Source organism: Herbaspirillum sp. NPDC101397 (assembly GCF_044767325.1).
Classification (GTDB): domain Bacteria; phylum Pseudomonadota; class Gammaproteobacteria; order Burkholderiales; family Burkholderiaceae_D; genus Herbaspirillum.
In genome coordinates, this window is sequence record NZ_JBIWNS010000004.1 from 155234 (window position 1) to 171052 (window position 15819).

The 15819-nt window shown below is 50.8% G+C and carries 16 protein-coding genes; all 16 read right to left on the reverse strand.

Annotated elements, in window-relative coordinates; genetic code table 11:
- Positions 1–7: 7 nt before the first annotated feature.
- The 16 genes from ACIROW_RS11200 to ACIROW_RS11275 all read right to left on the reverse strand — a co-directional run bounded on the left by ACIROW_RS11200 (position 8) and on the right by ACIROW_RS11275 (position 15818).
- The gene (locus ACIROW_RS11200) at positions 8–1057 is read right to left on the reverse strand and encodes a glycosyltransferase (RefSeq protein WP_402275259.1); all 1050 of its coding nucleotides are present in this window, start codon (positions 1055–1057) and stop codon (positions 8–10) included.
- Positions 1054–2469, reverse strand: coding sequence for a hypothetical protein (locus ACIROW_RS11205; protein WP_402275261.1), 1416 nt, complete (start codon positions 2467–2469; stop codon positions 1054–1056). The genes ACIROW_RS11200 and ACIROW_RS11205 overlap by 4 nt, the downstream gene beginning before the upstream one ends.
- Before the next feature lie 2 nt (positions 2470–2471).
- Positions 2472–3368, reverse strand: coding sequence for a glycosyltransferase family 2 protein (locus tag ACIROW_RS11210; RefSeq protein ID WP_402275263.1), 897 nt, complete (start codon positions 3366–3368; stop codon positions 2472–2474).
- The gene (locus ACIROW_RS11215) at positions 3365–4324 is read right to left on the reverse strand and encodes an SDR family oxidoreductase (protein WP_402275265.1); all 960 of its coding nucleotides are present in this window, start codon (positions 4322–4324) and stop codon (positions 3365–3367) included. Before ACIROW_RS11215 ends, ACIROW_RS11210 begins: the two co-directional genes overlap by 4 nt.
- A gap of 143 nt (positions 4325–4467) precedes the next feature.
- Positions 4468–4917, reverse strand: coding sequence for a dTDP-4-dehydrorhamnose 3,5-epimerase family protein (locus ACIROW_RS11220; protein WP_402275268.1), 450 nt, complete (start codon positions 4915–4917; stop codon positions 4468–4470).
- Positions 4914–5987, reverse strand: a complete 1074-nt coding sequence (gene rfbG / locus ACIROW_RS11225) for a CDP-glucose 4,6-dehydratase (protein WP_402275270.1) — start codon at positions 5985–5987, stop codon at positions 4914–4916. The genes ACIROW_RS11220 and rfbG overlap by 4 nt, the downstream gene beginning before the upstream one ends.
- Positions 5981–6763 (reverse strand): glucose-1-phosphate cytidylyltransferase, encoded by a 783-nt coding sequence (gene rfbF / locus ACIROW_RS11230; protein ID WP_402275272.1) that lies wholly within the window; start codon positions 6761–6763, stop codon positions 5981–5983. Before rfbF ends, rfbG begins: the two co-directional genes overlap by 7 nt.
- Positions 6760–8016, reverse strand: a complete 1257-nt coding sequence (locus ACIROW_RS11235) for a glycosyltransferase family 4 protein (RefSeq protein ID WP_402275275.1) — start codon at positions 8014–8016, stop codon at positions 6760–6762. Before ACIROW_RS11235 ends, rfbF begins: the two co-directional genes overlap by 4 nt.
- A gap of 2 nt (positions 8017–8018) precedes the next feature.
- The gene (locus ACIROW_RS11240; RefSeq protein WP_402275278.1) at positions 8019–8984 is read right to left on the reverse strand and encodes an NAD-dependent epimerase/dehydratase family protein; all 966 of its coding nucleotides are present in this window, start codon (positions 8982–8984) and stop codon (positions 8019–8021) included.
- Between the two features lie 7 nt (positions 8985–8991).
- Entirely contained in the window at positions 8992–9597 is a 606-nt protein-coding gene (locus ACIROW_RS11245; RefSeq protein ID WP_402275281.1) for a class I SAM-dependent methyltransferase, read from the reverse strand.
- A complete protein-coding gene (locus tag ACIROW_RS11250) occupies positions 9575–10867 on the reverse strand; it encodes a hypothetical protein (protein WP_402275284.1) in 1293 nt (430 codons plus the stop codon). Before ACIROW_RS11250 ends, ACIROW_RS11245 begins: the two co-directional genes overlap by 23 nt.
- Positions 10868–10876: 9 nt before the next feature.
- Positions 10877–11677: an SDR family oxidoreductase gene (locus tag ACIROW_RS11255; protein WP_402275287.1), complete on the reverse strand. Its 801-nt coding sequence runs from the start codon at positions 11675–11677 to the stop codon at positions 10877–10879.
- A gap of 46 nt (positions 11678–11723) precedes the next feature.
- Positions 11724–13016 (reverse strand): glutamate-1-semialdehyde 2,1-aminomutase, encoded by a 1293-nt coding sequence (locus ACIROW_RS11260; protein WP_402275290.1) that lies wholly within the window; start codon positions 13014–13016, stop codon positions 11724–11726.
- Positions 13013–14014 carry a Gfo/Idh/MocA family protein gene (locus ACIROW_RS11265; protein WP_402275293.1) on the reverse strand — a complete coding sequence of 334 codons (1002 nt, stop codon included), beginning with the start codon at positions 14012–14014 and terminating at the stop codon, positions 13013–13015. Before ACIROW_RS11265 ends, ACIROW_RS11260 begins: the two co-directional genes overlap by 4 nt.
- Entirely contained in the window at positions 14011–14727 is a 717-nt protein-coding gene (locus ACIROW_RS11270; protein WP_402275296.1) for an acylneuraminate cytidylyltransferase family protein, read from the reverse strand. The genes ACIROW_RS11265 and ACIROW_RS11270 overlap by 4 nt, the downstream gene beginning before the upstream one ends.
- Complete coding sequence (locus tag ACIROW_RS11275) at positions 14724–15818, reverse strand: nucleotidyltransferase family protein (RefSeq protein ID WP_402275298.1); 1095 nt, start codon at positions 15816–15818, stop codon at positions 14724–14726. The genes ACIROW_RS11270 and ACIROW_RS11275 overlap by 4 nt, the downstream gene beginning before the upstream one ends.
- Position 15819: the final 1 nt, after the last annotated feature.

A 15819-nucleotide genomic window follows, 5' to 3' on the forward strand; every position in this document is an offset into this window, starting at 1 on the left:
AAAACCCTCATTGCGTTCCCCGTGCTTGGAGATGCCTCAGAAAACTCGTGGCATCGAGTAACTCCAGCGGCGGAACTTCGATTCCCAGGCATCGCTTCACTGCACGCGCAATAGATAAGGGGGAAGCAGGATCAAAGGTCTGATCCGGGTCCAGCAGGTCCCTGACATAGTCTAGTTCTGGCGCAAGCACCTTCAAACCAGCTTGTCGCGCTTCAATCAGTGGTATGCCAAACGACTCGAACTCCGATGGATAAATCAACGCATGTGCGTGGCGATACAAATCCAGCACCTCGTCGTGCGAAATATTCCCCCGGTTGATGATGTTCAATTTGTAATGCGCGCTGTAGTCCTCCACTTGCTTGACTAAAGCAGGGAAGCTTTCGTTGTTAAGGGTAAGCGATAGGCTAGGAAACAGATTTTCGTCACCCAAGTAGCGCCATGCCTCGAGCAACGCGACATGATTTTTGTGTCCGTCCCCGGACGCTATATAGACGAAATCAATCGTTTTTTTAAGGTCGTTTGCGTCTACAACATGGCGAGATTGCTGGGGCCCGTCGGGAACAAACGGGTATAACGACACATTCCCTAACATTTTCTGGTTTGCCAAACGACTCATTTCTGGCGTCTGAACAAAAAATCGATCTACGTTCTTTTTGCACAAGAACAACCAGCTTCGTTCCATCAACCATCGCAATTTGGCTTGCAAGGTCAATTTTAGGATACGCCCCGGCCTATCCAGTAAATATCGATTTTGCAGAAATACAGACACCTTCGCCTTCAGTTTAAATATTGGCGGCAAATTGCCAAAGCAGAGCACGTCGTCGTCCGCCGTCACGGCCGACGCCAACCAGCGCTCTGCCATGAAACGGGCAGAAAGACTTGGATGGACGCGTTTGATTTTGATGTGCCGGCCAATCTCGTCCGACAGCACCATTCGTTCGTCTACAGTGACGAAAACGTCGTCCTCAGGCGCCGTTGCACGCAACAAGTCACCAAGCAACACCGCCCCGCCCCCCTGATGGATATTCGGTGCATGAATGAAAAGCCGGGCCTTCATGTTCTCAGCTTAAGTCCGCTGTGCATGGCTTCCTCTGAAATGAAGGAGGAAGAAAATCGACTTAGGAGAGCGAGCGCAAAAGTGAATATCGGCAAAATCTCCTTCTTGAACAACACGTTGTAGTGTCCTAGAGAGCAAAGCATGAAGAGAATCACCATGATCGAAAAGCTCAACATTGCAGCAGAACACGCAGCTTGTTTGGAAAACAGTAATTGGCGCAAAGCCACAAGAATTGCCGTCGCAATACTAAAGAAAAGAAACAAGGTAATCGGAGCCCCCAACGTAACGAGAAGCTCTGTTATTGCCACATCGCCACCGCGCGGGAATGCCGGTTTTTGGTAGGAGACAAAACCCTCACCAACTATTCCTACCTGAGGATGAGCCGCAAGATAATCACGAAAACTCATTGCCTCTGTTTTGTATATATTCGGAAATGAGGTATTGAGATCCCCCCCATAAGTAGTCACATAAGTACCCGCAAAATTAAACAGGAAATGCAACTGGGACGTGAGAATATCCAGTCTGTTTTTGAGCAACAATCCAAACCCGAAATCGAATCTTGAGATGCCGTAAATGCAAACAAAAAAAAGAATCGTGCACAACACGGTAGCAGCGATCGCTCGAAACGGATAAGTCCTGCAAGCAAGCGCGATGGCCACCGGGAACAACGCCATGAACAAGAGAAATGCCGTCGTCCCCATTCCGACGAACAGAACAAGAACGGTCAGCAAATATAGCCCCAGCTTGTATTTGAGACCTTTCGAATATATCAACGACATTCCCGCGAAAGCAGCCACTGCAATGAAGCTCGCCGTCGTTGTGTGCTTGTCCTGCAGACCATAAGCTCTATATTCGGTCTTGATGATGGACTGATTGACTTCGTCGATAGAAAAACCGTTGCGCGACCTGATATAGTCGAACGCACTATTGGCATACCAATGAGTCTGCTGCAATACCGTCTTCAAGTAGGATTCGTAGATCCAATACAGCGAGAAGAAAATGGCAATCAGAAAAATGCTTGCCAGGGTCGCCTTGATGGCCGCCTCAGTCGCGTATCTTGAGGTGTAAAAGTACACGTAGCCTGCCCCACCGAAAATAATCAGCCACTTTAGCTGGTAGAACGCGCTTTCCTGTATTAACAGAGCATGCAAAATCGAATGAATAAGCACTACGCCACCAACCAACAACAACGCAATATCAATCCAGGAATAGCTTCCTTTCTGAATAAATCGCTCTGTCTCGCCTCGAAACAGCAAGGCGCCTGTCAACACCAGTAACAAATAAGCCCCTCCCCCGACAAGCGCGGATTGCGACAGTACTTGCATGGGCCATGAAAAAGCAATTATCAAAAAAAACAGGGGGAGCAGATAATTTTTCCAAGAAAAATATCCACCCGAAATCTCAGAGCGCAAAGTCAAGTCCTTTTATGTCTGCATTTGAATAACGACCAACGAATCGCGGTCCTCACTATTTGACTAAATTTACGACTCGCCTCCCATGCTTCTTTAAAACATGCATCTGCCATTGCGACGTCACCCAACTCTTCATAACTTTTTGCGCGCGAATAGTGACACCACCAAGGTATCGCGGTGTACGCGCTATCGGTAAGAATATAGGCTTGAATGAATGCATCTATGTTGGCAAGCGTTCGTCTCGGATTCGAAACGCTACCACTACCAATCCAATAGAACCCGTAGGCATGATCCAGCCGTACAAAACGACATCCATTTGCGGCCACACGCAGCCACATGTCGTAATCCTCCCAGCCAACGTTTTCGACTGCCTCAGATAGCGCACCAGTGCGGTCGAGCAATTGCTTGCGAAGCACCACGCTGGAGTTCGGCATCGCGCATCCATTTAATACCAGATCATCGTATGCCCGGACCGCCAGTGCTCTTGATCGGGATAGATGACGCGATGATTTTTGCTCCATGCGTCGAATTATTCGAAGGTCGTGATAAATCATGTCGAATTCATCTCCTGCGGCTTCAATGGAAGCTGCCAGCTTGTCGCTTTCCCACCAATCATCTGAATCCAGAAATGCAATCCACTCGCCTTTTGCAGAGCGAATACCGAGATTTCTCGATGCGGCAATAATGCCTTGGTTGTGAATTTTCAAAACCTTGATCCGCTCGTCACGGTAAGCATCGAGGACGGCCTTAGTCCCATCTTGCGAATGATTATCTACAACGATCGCCTCCCAATTTGCGTATGTCTGTTTTAAAACAGAGTCCAACGCACGTCCGATGAGATGAGCATGGTTATAGGTAGGAATGACTATCGAAACCAGTGGTTGTGGAGATGCTTTCATAGACCAATAGGTGCAACAGAGAAGTTGCCTTTGCAAAACGCCAGCAGTTGATCAATCTCGGCAACATCGTTATTTGGCAAAACACCCACGCTATTGGTCAATCGATCAATTCTGAAATCCAAATTGCCAGTTTGCTCGCCTGGACGGGGCGATGGACGTTGAAGCACCGGCTCGAAGCCAAGTGATGTCACGCAACGTTGTTGGATCAAACTCGCCATATCAAACACTGAACGCGCTTTTCCCGAACCCAGGTTGAGCAGATCCGGCAAATCCCCGGCGGCACATTGCAGGTACTTTTGCAACACCATGCAGACATCTTCAATCGTGATGAAGTCCCTCAGCTGCATGCCGCTTGAATGCAAGGTCAAGCGGCCATGCATAACTGCCTGACGGCAGAGATCATTTATCAGAAGCATCCAGCAATTCGTGTCCGCTTCCATTGGTGCACCAAAGGCATTGGAGAGCCGCAGTACCGCACCTTCCAGCTTGCCTGAAGCAACCGCGGCCAGCAGAATTTGTTCGCCTGCCAGATGGCTAGTTGCATAGGGATGTAGGTTGCGAGGACAATCTTCTTCGACAATCGACCCATCCAAGGGACTGCCATACACGTGGGCTGTCGAGAAATAAAAGAATCGTCTCACCCCTTTCCGGATGGCTGCCTGCACCAGCCGTCCAGTAGCCACGCCATTGAATTCCAGAGCTGCGACGGGATCCTTCCCGCACTCTTGCGCATTCATGCCGGCGCAATGAATGATGACGTCGACATCGCTGCAAGCCTCCTCCAACGTCGAGGTGCTGGCCCAGTTCAAGACGGAAACGGTACCTGTCGGCAACCATTGTGGCAATGGTCGCACGGTCCGCGTTCCGAGAGCCACGTGGTACCCGCTTTGCCGACAAAGATGAGCTGCGATGCGTGCTCCCAGATAACCGAATCCCCCGGCGATGAGCACTTTCATACCATCCTCCGGATAGTAGAAAAGTGTCTCTGTCGGGCGATATCACCGCCGCTAACGTTAACGATCAGACCGCTATAAGTCATACACTACATTCCCCAGACCGCTTTGTTATTTTCTCTACGTCGATTGCAAAAGACACTGGCTCACCGATGCTTGAGACTCCAATCGTACGGAATTGACTTATCAAACGGATCCAGTCGATCAATCTCGTCCGCCTTGTGGGAAATACTAGAGCAGTTGGCAACGATCGCCATTTCGGCGCCGATCCCTTTGAAACCGTTCCAGACGAATGGAGGCACAGTCACCAGACAATAGTTATCCGGCCCCATGAAAATCTCTTGCAGTTCGCCCTTGGTCGGACTAGTGTCGCGATCATCGTAGAGCACGAATTTGATGTGACCATGTGGCACCGCATAGTTGAGCGTCATTTCCTTGTGAATGTGCCATCCCTTGATCGCACCTGGATAAACACAGGAAAAGTAGATTTCTCCAAACTGCTCGAAATGAGGATCCTCACGCCGCATCATATGCATGACCTTGCCGCGCTCGTCATGTATCTGCTTAAGCGGGGTTACTTTCACACCTTCAATCATCTTGCCTCCATATATTTTTCAATTTGTGCTGAGGATATTTTCATTGCGTCAGCTTTGGAAGCGGTCGCACGATACCACTCAACGGTTTTTGTAATCGCAGTTTCCGCATCCCAACGAGGTTGCCAGTTCAATAGTTGATGGGCTTTGTCGCAGTTGAGATGTAGCAAGCGAGCTTCGTGTACCGTATTGACCTGCGGCGCGATCTCAATCTCTCCACTTCCCCAAGTGCCAATAATCAACTTTGCGAGCTCGCCGACAGTCTTGACCGAAGATGTGTTCGGCCCGAAATTCCACGCCCCGGAAAAATTGGCGGGATCGCTTAGTAGTTGCGCCGCCACTGAGAGGTAGCCCGACAATGGATCCAGCACATGCTGCCACGGCCTTGTCGAATGAGGATTGCGTACCTGGATCGGCTGTCCTGTCGTCAGCGCCCGAATACAATCAGGAACAATCCGATCTTCCGCCCAATCACCGCCGCCAATGACGTTACCGGCCCGTACACTAGCGGCGCCAAAATGAGGCCGGAATTTGAAGAATGAGTCAACGTAGGACGAAAAAACGAGCTCTGCGGCGGCTTTCGAGGCGCTGTAAGGATCATGTCCGCCCAATTCGTCGTTCTCACGATACCCCCAGATCCACTCGTTATTGCGATAGCATTTGTCGGACGTAACATATACGAGTGCCCGGATCGAGTCGATGTTTCGACACGCCTCAAGGAGGTTGACTGAACCTGCGACATTGACATCAAAGGTTTCTTTCGGCTCTCGATACGAATAGCGAACCAACGGCTGTGCCGCCAAGTGGAAAACCACTTCCGGCTGAAAGTCAGTGAAACATTTCAAGACATGTTCGTAGTCGCGAATGTCGCCAACCTCATGCCTGATCGCACGGTCAAGACCTAACTGCGAAAAATGGCTATTGCTTTCCTGAGGCGGCAACGCGTATCCCATCACGTCTGCGCCCAGCTGTTTGAGCCATAGCGCCAACCATGAACCCTTGAAACCAGTATGCCCGGTCACCAGAACCTTGCGCCCGGCAAATGCCGACGCCAATGATGTCATGTCTACCATTTGATCCAGGGAGCCTTGTTGATCGCGACAGCATTATTCAGGTAGGAATAATCTCGGTAGGTATCCATCGGCTGCCAGAACCCGTCATGCTCGAATACCATCATCTGGCCATCAGCAACCAGTTTTCGCATAGGATCCGTTTCGAAAGTAAGATCTTCGCGGTCGTCCAGGTAGTCAAAAATATCGCGACGGCATACGAAATACCCTCCCGAAATACGTCCACCAGTAGCCTGCGGCTTCTCATTGAACTCGGTGACCTGTCCGTCCGGCGCATGCATCAGTTCACCAAATCGGCCTGGTGGACGCACCCCCGTCACGGTCAATATTTTTCCGTGCGCCTGATGGAACTTCAATAGTTCGTCAATATTAATGTCCCCAACTCCATCACCGTAGGTCAACATGAAGTTTTCATCGTCACCAATATATTTCCGAATACGCTTGATGCGTGCCCCGGTCAGTGCATCCAGACCGGTTTCGGCCAAAGTGACGCGCCAGTCCGCTTCCTTGTGCTCGGTGTGATACTCGATAGACTTCGCACCGCCAAGCACCAAGGAAAAATCACGAGTGTTCTGCTCGTAGTTCAGAAAAAAGTCCTTGATCGACTTTCCCATGTAGCCGAGACACAGAACAAAATCCTTGTGCCCCCATGTCGCATAGTATTTCATGATGTGCCAAAGTATCGGCAAACCACCCACTGGAATCATTGGTTTGGGCAGGTTATCGCTCACATCGCGGATACGTGTTCCTTGTCCACCGCACAGAATAACGACTTTCAATTTAACTCCTTGTTTTCGATAAAACGATCATATAAATTCATATAACGCTTCACTGCCAGATCCGCAGTGAAAGTCTCCACGAACATTTTTCGCGCCCGAGCGCCGGCGCAAGCAATTTGTTCTCTGTTTTGAGCCAGATGACCAAGAGAACATGCCAAGGCATTCGCGTCTCCAGGTGGTACAAGCCAACCATTAACCCCATCGACAATCTGCTCCGGTATACCTGCCAGAGCACTTGCAACGACAGCCTTTCCAAGACTCATCGCCTCTAGCACGACATTGGGGAAATCTTCATTGGCAATCGACGGCACCACAAGTACATCGGCGCATTGCATCAAATTGAAAACATTTTTCTCTTGCCCTACAAAACGCACCCGATCTTCGAGCTGATGTTGAGCGACCAGTTCCCGGAGTTGAGGCTCTTCAGGGCCGGTTCCTTCAATCAAAATGAGCGGTCGCAAATGGCTCGGCAGCATTGCGTGCATTTTGGCGACCGCATCGACCAAGACTCGATGGCCTTTGCGAGGTTCAAGCAAAGCAACTACGCAATACACCAGATCGTCCTCAGCTATTGCCAGCCGCGTGCGAGTCTCCCCTCTTGATTCGTCAGGCTGACGCGCCCCAATTCCGTTGTGCAATTGCTTGTATTTTTTCTCGGACGGCAATCCCAGTCGCTGTATGAGCGCCCGTCCCGCATAACGTGAACCCGTGATGAACACACTCGTCGTACTCACCAGCAGCTGGCTCAAACAGTGTTCTATGATACGTTCATGGAAGCGCGGCCTCACCGCGATGTTGTTCACCACCATAATGACATGAGGGATGCGCAACAGACGCGCGGCGATAACAGCGGCTCGGGACGAAGAGGCACCTGGATAGCCACCATTATTGATATGTAAAATATCGATTTTCTTGTTGCGCCAAGCCTTGACAAGAATAATTGTGTTCCACAATAGAATCCAATAGCGCAGAAGCAAGACGCCTTGAAGTGCGAGCGTGAACTTGGACAGCGGCCAAGGCAAGCGCCGCGCCCACGCCCCCGCTACGGCGTCGGAAACCAATTGCAAAGGCTGTTCGAGCGGCACTCTATGTACGCGTTTTTTTAGCCCCGCCCTGTACGCTTCGGTAAAGCGGTAGCTAAGTGAAACGAGGAATCTGGCACGCAAGCTTTCGTCGTTGAGCAAATTGGCGAGCATATTCTCACAACCAGCAAAAAAATCGCAGTCGGAGTGGAAATGCAGATGAAAGGACATTTCTAGACCTGCCGCTCTCGATACCATTGCACGGTTCTCGCCAGGCCTTCTGCCAGTGCGATTTCCGGTTTCCATCCGAGTATATGCCTGGCCTTAGAAATATCGAGCTGATAATGCATCGCCTCACCTTGTCGGTAATCAAGCGAACCTCTGAGCGCGTGACCGTGTGCTCCTGTCAATTCTTCGATGGAATCGACGAGCTTTGCGATACAAACCTCGTCGCCACTGCCAATGTTAATCACTTCTCCCGCCACATTCGTCGCTACCCCGGCAAGCAGCAACGCCTGAACGAGATCTGCAATGAAAAGAAAATCCCTCGTCTGCGCACCTTTGGTCATAGGAAATTTTTCCCCGCGCAACAAGGTCCGAATCAATGCCGGTATAAACATGTCTTCCTGTTGCCCGGGTCCGTACGCGACCGAAGGTCGCAGGACACAAACCGGCAGTCCCGAGCGAGCCATCATCTGGGCCAGATGCGTGGCGCTCAGTTTGGAAAGCGAGTAGGCGCTTACGGGGGCCTCCCTTGAGCCTTCTTTAAAAGGTGTGGGATTCTTGCCATACTCCTCGCCGGTCCCTAGCAAAACGATATTTGTCAGGCTCTTGGAGCGACTACTGGCCATCAACAAACCCAGCGTTCCCATGAGATTAACGTTCAAGGTTTCCCGAAAAGCATCTGGTGTCTGAGCCCGCACTTTGCTGGCCGCCAGGTGAAATATGATCTGAGGTTGCCAGCTATCAATGACCCCAGGCAAAAAGTCCTGATCGCAGATATCTCCGATGAATGACTCCACGGAGTTTTCCGGGGAAGCGCTTTTCCTGACAACGTGACCGACCCGCGCACCTTGCTCACGCAATCCTGCACTCAAGTGCTTTCCGATGAAACCGTCTGCCCCTGTCAGAAGGACGCGTTTCCCACTATAGGCACTTGAACCCTTGACCAAGAAAGAACCTTCGACTTGCAAATTCATCGGCTACCTATTTCACGACACGCAAATAGAAGCTCAGGTCATCCAGCGGCACCAGATGTCCCAAATATCGCTCATACCTTCCGGGCCAACGATTTGCAATCCATTTGATGGTCGATTTTGGTTGTCCGGTATGGATATTTTCGTTGAAAATCAGCTTTTGCTGACTAAAACGTGCCGATGAATAAGGATAAATTTGCGATATGGGGTTGGCAGGATCAAAGTACGAAAATGAATCCGCCGTAAAAAAATGCCGATGCGTCGGATCGATAAATGCCCAGCGCGAACGAAAATAGGGAACAATGATTTTGACCAATGCACCGTCCTTACATATTCGGTACAACTCTTCCATGACTTTCACTACATCATCAAGATGCTCGATAACATTGTCGGCATAGACTTCGTCAAAGAGATCATCCTCGAATGGGTAAGGAAACGAATTCAGATCATGAATAACGTCAGCCTGAGTCAATGGATTAACGTCAATTCCTATCGCACCTTCGCGCTTGCGCGTACCACATCCGAAATCCAGTATTTTCAAATCTTTCTCCATATTTTGCTGCGAGAGCGGTAGGCTTCCGAAATTGTCCGAATTATCGCGTTGCAGGACGTTCATTGGCAATCATAAATTCAGAAAATGCTTGCCACGGATGGGTTTCTGTCGACTCCTCGGTTCTCAGGTAATCAACCACATATTTTTCATATTTTTTCTTGTGGGGCTCCGTCAGCGATTCTGCAAAAAACGCTGCGTCCACAGAACGATCTATATTTAGCGCTTTGCGCCCCGTGAGAGTGCGTGCCATGGTCTGAATATGCAAGCCATACGGCGCCTTTTGTAACTCGTCCGTTGTCATGAACATGATTGGCTTTCCCGACAAAACTGCAAAAGAAGCAGCGGTGCTTCCGTGCACGAGGACAAGCTTGCAGTCCATGACCAATTGCGCTGTTCGCCCATAAACAATGGTCCGTCCACCAAAACTGTCATTGACGATCTGATGAAACTCGGACGAAGGATGGCCGGCAATCACTACTGGCATACCCCAATACTTCTCCAGCTCAGTAAAGAAGACGCCCAATGCCCGGTAGTAGACCTCAGGAGTAACAGGCGCTGGCAAACCCAGTAACTTCCAATCGCTTGCATATGGCAGATTGTCGTCCACAAAAAGAATGTAGGGTGTACGCGGTTCCCCTCCGGAAGAATGTTCCGCAAGCACCTGCCTATATCGGTGAAAGTCTTGGGAGGCTATCCAAACCAAGCGTTTTGAACGACGAGTGAAGAAATTCTGAGACTTCCGTCCGGCAAGCAAGCTTATGTCAGGGGATGACAATGACATTCTGTAGTAGACCGCTTTTAACAAGCGTTTGACCAAATCGAGCCGGCCTGCACGAATCGCGGGCAAAGGCGCCGCGCCAACGTTGCCTTCCGAGGACGGATCTTTCACAACTCCTCTCTTGCTCAGACGTATTCTGAGACGCCACATCGCACGAACAAGAAGCCCTGGAGTTGGCAGAGCACCGGTTTTCTGCACTACGAATTGCACTCCAGCGTCTGCCAGATGTCGTTGGAGTTCCCGCGTCACCCCCCCGAGCCCGATGAAGTCGATTGCATACGCAGGTTGGAATTTTTTCAAGGCCTGGCAAAATTCCTCAGCCGAAGAAATTTTTTCGTATTGATCCCAGTGCATTTGGCGGTGAGCAACATCTTCTGCACTCCGGCCCAGCCAGCTAAGACAATCAAACACCGCAACATCGAAATTAGCGGAAAGATACGGGATACCTGTTCGCTCAAAATTTTGTGCGGTAAATGGCGCCCCCAGCAGAATGACGATCCTGGAATGAAATTTTTCTTTTCGTTCAATATCGGACGATGCCGCGAATTCGTTCAAGGCAGTCACTTACCAAGCGCTCCAACCACCGTCCACAATTAAATTCTGACCCGTGACATAGCGCGACATGTCGCTGGCCAAGTAGGCAATTGCACCGCAAAAATCCGCCTCCGTCGCCATGCGACGCAGCGGCACTTTTTCCTCATACCGTCGAACAAATGCCCCTGGTTGCTGGCGAGCAATGCCTCCGGGCGATATGGCGTTGACACGCACCTGTGGAGCGACGGTCGTTGCCAGCCATCGGGTAAGCTGAAGCAGCCCCCCTTTGGACGCGCCATAAGCAGCGGGGTTGCTCATTTGAGTGCCTTCGTACAATCCCCAGTCAGGCCCCAACACGCCGTAAATAGAACCAATGTTGACAACACTTGCGGCCGCAGATTGTTTCAGCAGCGGCATAAGACCTTGGCAAAGGTCAAACACCGCTGTGAGATTGACTTCCAAAGCACGTTTCCATGTCTCCACGCTCTGCTGCTCAAAAGGAACGGCCCACCCCTGCAAATCAGAAGTGCCGACAAAGGCGGCGTTATTGACAAGGATGTCCAGACTGCATCGATCCTTCCTGATCTGCGTAATGAGATCGGCGCGCTGCCCTTCTTGCTCAAGATCACAAGAAATGAAAGTTATCTCGACGTTCCACTTGCTGAGCACATCCTTCAACTCAGTGAAGCCATCTCCCGATCTATCTACCAACACCAGATTTGCGCCCATTTCCGCTAGCGCGGCTGCCATTGCACGCCCCAATCCACCCATTGCGCCGGTAATCACGGCATCACGGCCGCGCAGATCCATCAACTCATTCAGCGTTTTCATTTACAGTCCCGAAACGTTCTTCTGCGTTGCCATAGTCGAGGCCATCTCAATTGAATTTGCGAAAGACCGGTTTGATTGCAGGGCCCACCAGATATTTTTCGACCCCCTCTTCGAGCGCGCGTCGATAAACCGGCAATGTCTTATCCAGTGCCTGTTCGGTCAGCTTCAGTTCAGTCTCCCCATGGCGATACGACAATGCGATCCACGGCATCAGAACACCGTTCTTGATCATTTCCTGGGAAAACAAAGTACGCAAAGCGAGAGAGTTTTCTCCCGCCGCATCACGCGTCAGGTAGTAAGGAGAGCACGCGATACCACCTGCGGTAAAACTCTGCTCAACCTGATGCTCCCGGGCTTTGGTCTGCATCAGATCAATCAACTTGCGTCCGTAGTCCCAGAGATGCTTGACTACGTTTTCACGCTTCATGAAATTCATCGTTGCGATAAACGCTCCCAACCCGGCCATTTCAGCGCCATGCGTGGTCGATAGAAGGAACACACGCTCGCGCCCTTCGAATTCGATAGCACCGAGTTCCATGATTTCACGACGACCTGCGATACAAGAAACCGAGAAGCCGTTTGCCATCGCCTTACCGAACGTACACAGATCGGGGGTGACGCCATACATATGCTGCGCGCCCTTCATGTGCCAGCGAAAACCCGTAATCATCTCGTCAAGAATGAAAACGATGCCGTGCTTGTTGCACAACGCCTGGACCTTGCTCAGGAATCCATCTTCCGGTTCCTGTGTGGCGGCGGGCTCCAACACCACGCAAGCCAATTTTCCAGGATATTGAGAAATCAACGCTTCCAATGATGCGATATCGTTGTAACGAAACATCTTCGTTTGTTCGATGGTGTCCTGAGTGATACCCCGCGTAAGCGGAGTTGATCCGATGAACCAATCGTCAAATGAAAAGAACGGATGCTCACTGCATCGAGCAACCAACTCACGGCCGGTATAAGCGCGAGCCAACTTTACCGCCGCAGAGACCGAAGTGGAGCCATTTTTGGTGAACTTGACCATATCGACCGAATCGATCAGATCAACCAGAAGTTCTGCGGCCTCCAGTTCGACCATCGAAGGGCGCGTCAGATTGTTGCCATTGCGGATCTGCGCAATGGCAGCGTTGTCGACCTCATCTTCCGCATAGCCAAGATTGACCGCGCGCAAGGCCATTCCGTAGTCCAAAAATCTCCGCCCGTCAGGGTCGTGAATGTACGCAGCCTTCCCGCCAACCAGAATTTGCGGAGCATTGGCCGGGTATTGATCGAATCCGCGCGAATATGTATGTGCACCGCCCGGAATCGCTTTTAGCAATCTATCTTGATAGTTCAATTTACAGTCTCGGCAAGTTTTTCAAGAGAATAAAGTGTTTGCAACACACGCCAGTCATCTTTCAGTGAGTTAGGAAACAGGCTCTGATCGGCTTCGCGCACAGACGTGATGAAATCCGACATTTCTGCGATATACGGCTCTTCCGGATTGATATAGCCACTTTCTACCGTCCCCCCGCCGAGATCTATTTTGGTCCACTCAGTGTTGAGGCCTGAGGTGTAGCGCACGCAATTATCATCGGCGCTCATGACCAGCTCACCTGCGCTACCCAGAATTCTTAATTCTCGGGTAGCTACCGGGCGAGAAATAACATCCACTGTCACGTTGGCGAGCACGCCACCCGGATAACGCAACAAACAATAGTAGATGTCGTCGATATCTGCCGGCATGTCCGTCAGCTTACCCTTCACGCAAGCCAGCGCTTCCGAGTCCCCAAATACGTCATCCAGCCACGTAAGTTCAAACGGAACAATTTCGCGGCAACCGCCAGTGGCACGATCCGACACATAGAAATCCTCAATTTTCTCCCATGGATGCCAATCAGGAAGATATTGGCCGGTGTGATAATGAACGCTCAAAGGCTTACCGATCACCCGCTCTGCGAGCAAACGCTTCACGAGCTTCGGACCGGGAAAATAGCGCATTGTGCAGGACGGCGCAAAAACTACGTTCTTTTTTTCAGCGGCCTCGGATAACGCCAAGATCCTGTCTGCATCCACCACTGAAGCTTCTATGAAACAAGGCAGGGAGAGATCAAGACCGCGCCAAGCATAGGTCATGTGATGTGCTGGCGACGTTGAGATCACAAGCGCGTCCGGTCGATGCCCTGAAATCCCTTGCTCAACATCCTCATAAACCGTAATTCCATATTTGACTCTGGCTTCTTCACGGCGATCCGCACGTAAGTCAAATCCGGCAACGTCCCGATATCCCAAAGCTTGTAAGTTTCTGACCCGACGTTTTCCCATTGAGCCCAGACCAATGACAAGAAATCTCATTTCAATTTCCACTCCTGTTTCATGATGGTTTCTACACAAAGGAAATCGTAAATATCATCAATCTCGTAGTTTTGATAACGCTTGATTTCAAATCCCATGCACCGCTTTGTGTAGAACGTATTTTCGCTTAACAACACCGGTGTTTTGGCCAGATAGGCGACGCCGAAAGGAAAGTAAGCGGTCTCATTATCTTGACGGCGGGTGGTTTGTTTTAGCTCAGGGCAAAACGGCACGACTTCACTCCCCGCAAATCGTTTGATGATGGAAGGATGCTCTCCGACTGCTCCCAGCGTTACTATGGAGTCAAAGACCTCGCTGTTATCATCAAGCGCCTCAATGACTTTGTCGATATCGTCATCTTCCCGCAATGGCGAGGTAGGTTCGAGCAGCATCGTGTACCCGAACTGTCGCCCGCCTTCTTGCTCGTAGTGCGCTAGCACATGCCGGATCACGTCATATGAACTTGCCATATCCGTGGCCAATTCAGGCGGTCTCAGAAATGGAACCTGGGCACCATATTGGACCGCAATCGCTGCGATTTCCTCGCTATCCGTACTCACCATCACCACGTCAAGGTATCTCGATTTAAGTGCCTTCTCGATAGTCCAGGCGATCAGCGGCTTGCCACAAATCTCGCGCCAATTCTTTCCCGGCAACCCTTTGCTCCCGCCACGCGCAGCAATGATTCCTACAACGGCTTTTCCATTGATCAATTGGCATCCTTTAGAGTCGTACTGAAATCATTGTTGGCGCGTTGGAGGTCAAGGGGCCTTCCGACATCCAGCCAAGGTTCGTGCATCGGGTAAGCGACAGTACGTTGCTTGAGCTTCTGAAGCCTTTCGAACAGCGTCGGCATGTCACAGCGCCGTTCTGCATCGAGTACCTCCAGAGCCTGCGGATCGAGAGCATAGACCCCCGCATTTATATGCGTACGTGCAATCGGTTTTTCCTCAAATCCGACAATATCTACACCTTGAGTTTGCACTACGCCAAACGGATGCTGCCACTCGTGAACTCGCACCGCCATTGTCGCTACAGCGCTGTGCCGAAGATGAAAATCCAGTAGTTCACCGTAGTGAATATCCGTCAATACGTCACCGTTAGTAACAACAAAAGGCGAATCTGGCGTGGGCTGCAGGAGTTTTAGCGCACCAGCGGTACCCAAGGGTTCATTTTCTCGTAAATATTCGATCTGTATGTTCAGCCGCGAACCGTTGCCGAAGTATTCCTCGATCATGTGACCGAGATAGTGGATGGCCAGCACGAAACGGGTAAAACCTTGTTGCTTGGCGCGCTCGATGATGTGTTCGAGCATTGGCTTTCCAGCAACTGGCAACAATGGCTTGGGACAATTTTCCGTATGCGGCAACAACCGTGTCCCCATACCTCCAGCCATGATGACCATTAGATTACTGCGCGCTGGTGTCGTTGTGATTTCATCCCACAAATGCAAACCCACGACTTCCTGCTTTTCATTGATCACAGGAATTTGCTGAACCTTGTTCGCGACCATGAGCTGCATAACGGCATCTCGCCCCATCGCAGGAGGAATCACCAGCGGAGTACGATGCACGATGCTCTCGATTGAACTGTTCAGATCCAGGCCTCGCAGCAAGCCGCGGCGGATGTCGCCATCGGACACTGTGCCGTGCAATTGCCCATCTTCGTTCAAAATCAGAATAATCCGCACGGCAGTCTTATCGAGATTACCAATGGCTTCCTGCATTGTCGCGTTCAGCGGCAAACACGCATCCATCCAATGTTTACCCTTTTCGCCAATCTCTGAAGAGGTATTTTCGTTCATG

Bases quoted from the DNA above. Each gene is read 5' to 3' on its own strand.
- ACIROW_RS11210 (WP_402275263.1), bottom strand. From the start codon at position 3,368: ATGAAAGCATCTCCACAACCACTGGTTTCGATAGTCATTCCTACCTAT.
- ACIROW_RS11235 (WP_402275275.1), bottom strand. From the start codon at position 8,016: ATGTCCTTTCATCTGCATTTCCACTCCGACTGCGATTTTTTTGCTGGT.
- ACIROW_RS11240 (WP_402275278.1), bottom strand. From the start codon at position 8,984: ATGAATTTGCAAGTCGAAGGTTCTTTCTTGGTCAAGGGTTCAAGTGCC.
- ACIROW_RS11245 (WP_402275281.1), bottom strand. From the start codon at position 9,597: ATGAACGTCCTGCAACGCGATAATTCGGACAATTTCGGAAGCCTACCG.
- ACIROW_RS11265 (WP_402275293.1), bottom strand. From the start codon at position 14,014: ATGAGATTTCTTGTCATTGGTCTGGGCTCAATGGGAAAACGTCGGGTC.
- rfbG (WP_402275270.1), bottom strand. From the start codon at position 5,987: ATGGTAGACATGACATCATTGGCGTCGGCATTTGCCGGGCGCAAGGTT.
- ACIROW_RS11275 (WP_402275298.1), bottom strand. From the start codon at position 15,818: ATGAACGAAAATACCTCTTCAGAGATTGGCGAAAAGGGTAAACATTGG.
- ACIROW_RS11220 (WP_402275268.1), bottom strand. From the start codon at position 4,917: ATGATTGAAGGTGTGAAAGTAACCCCGCTTAAGCAGATACATGACGAG.
- ACIROW_RS11215 (WP_402275265.1), bottom strand. From the start codon at position 4,324: ATGAAAGTGCTCATCGCCGGGGGATTCGGTTATCTGGGAGCACGCATC.
- ACIROW_RS11200 (WP_402275259.1), bottom strand. From the start codon at position 1,057: ATGAAGGCCCGGCTTTTCATTCATGCACCGAATATCCATCAGGGGGGC.
- ACIROW_RS11255 (WP_402275287.1), bottom strand. From the start codon at position 11,677: ATGAAAACGCTGAATGAGTTGATGGATCTGCGCGGCCGTGATGCCGTG.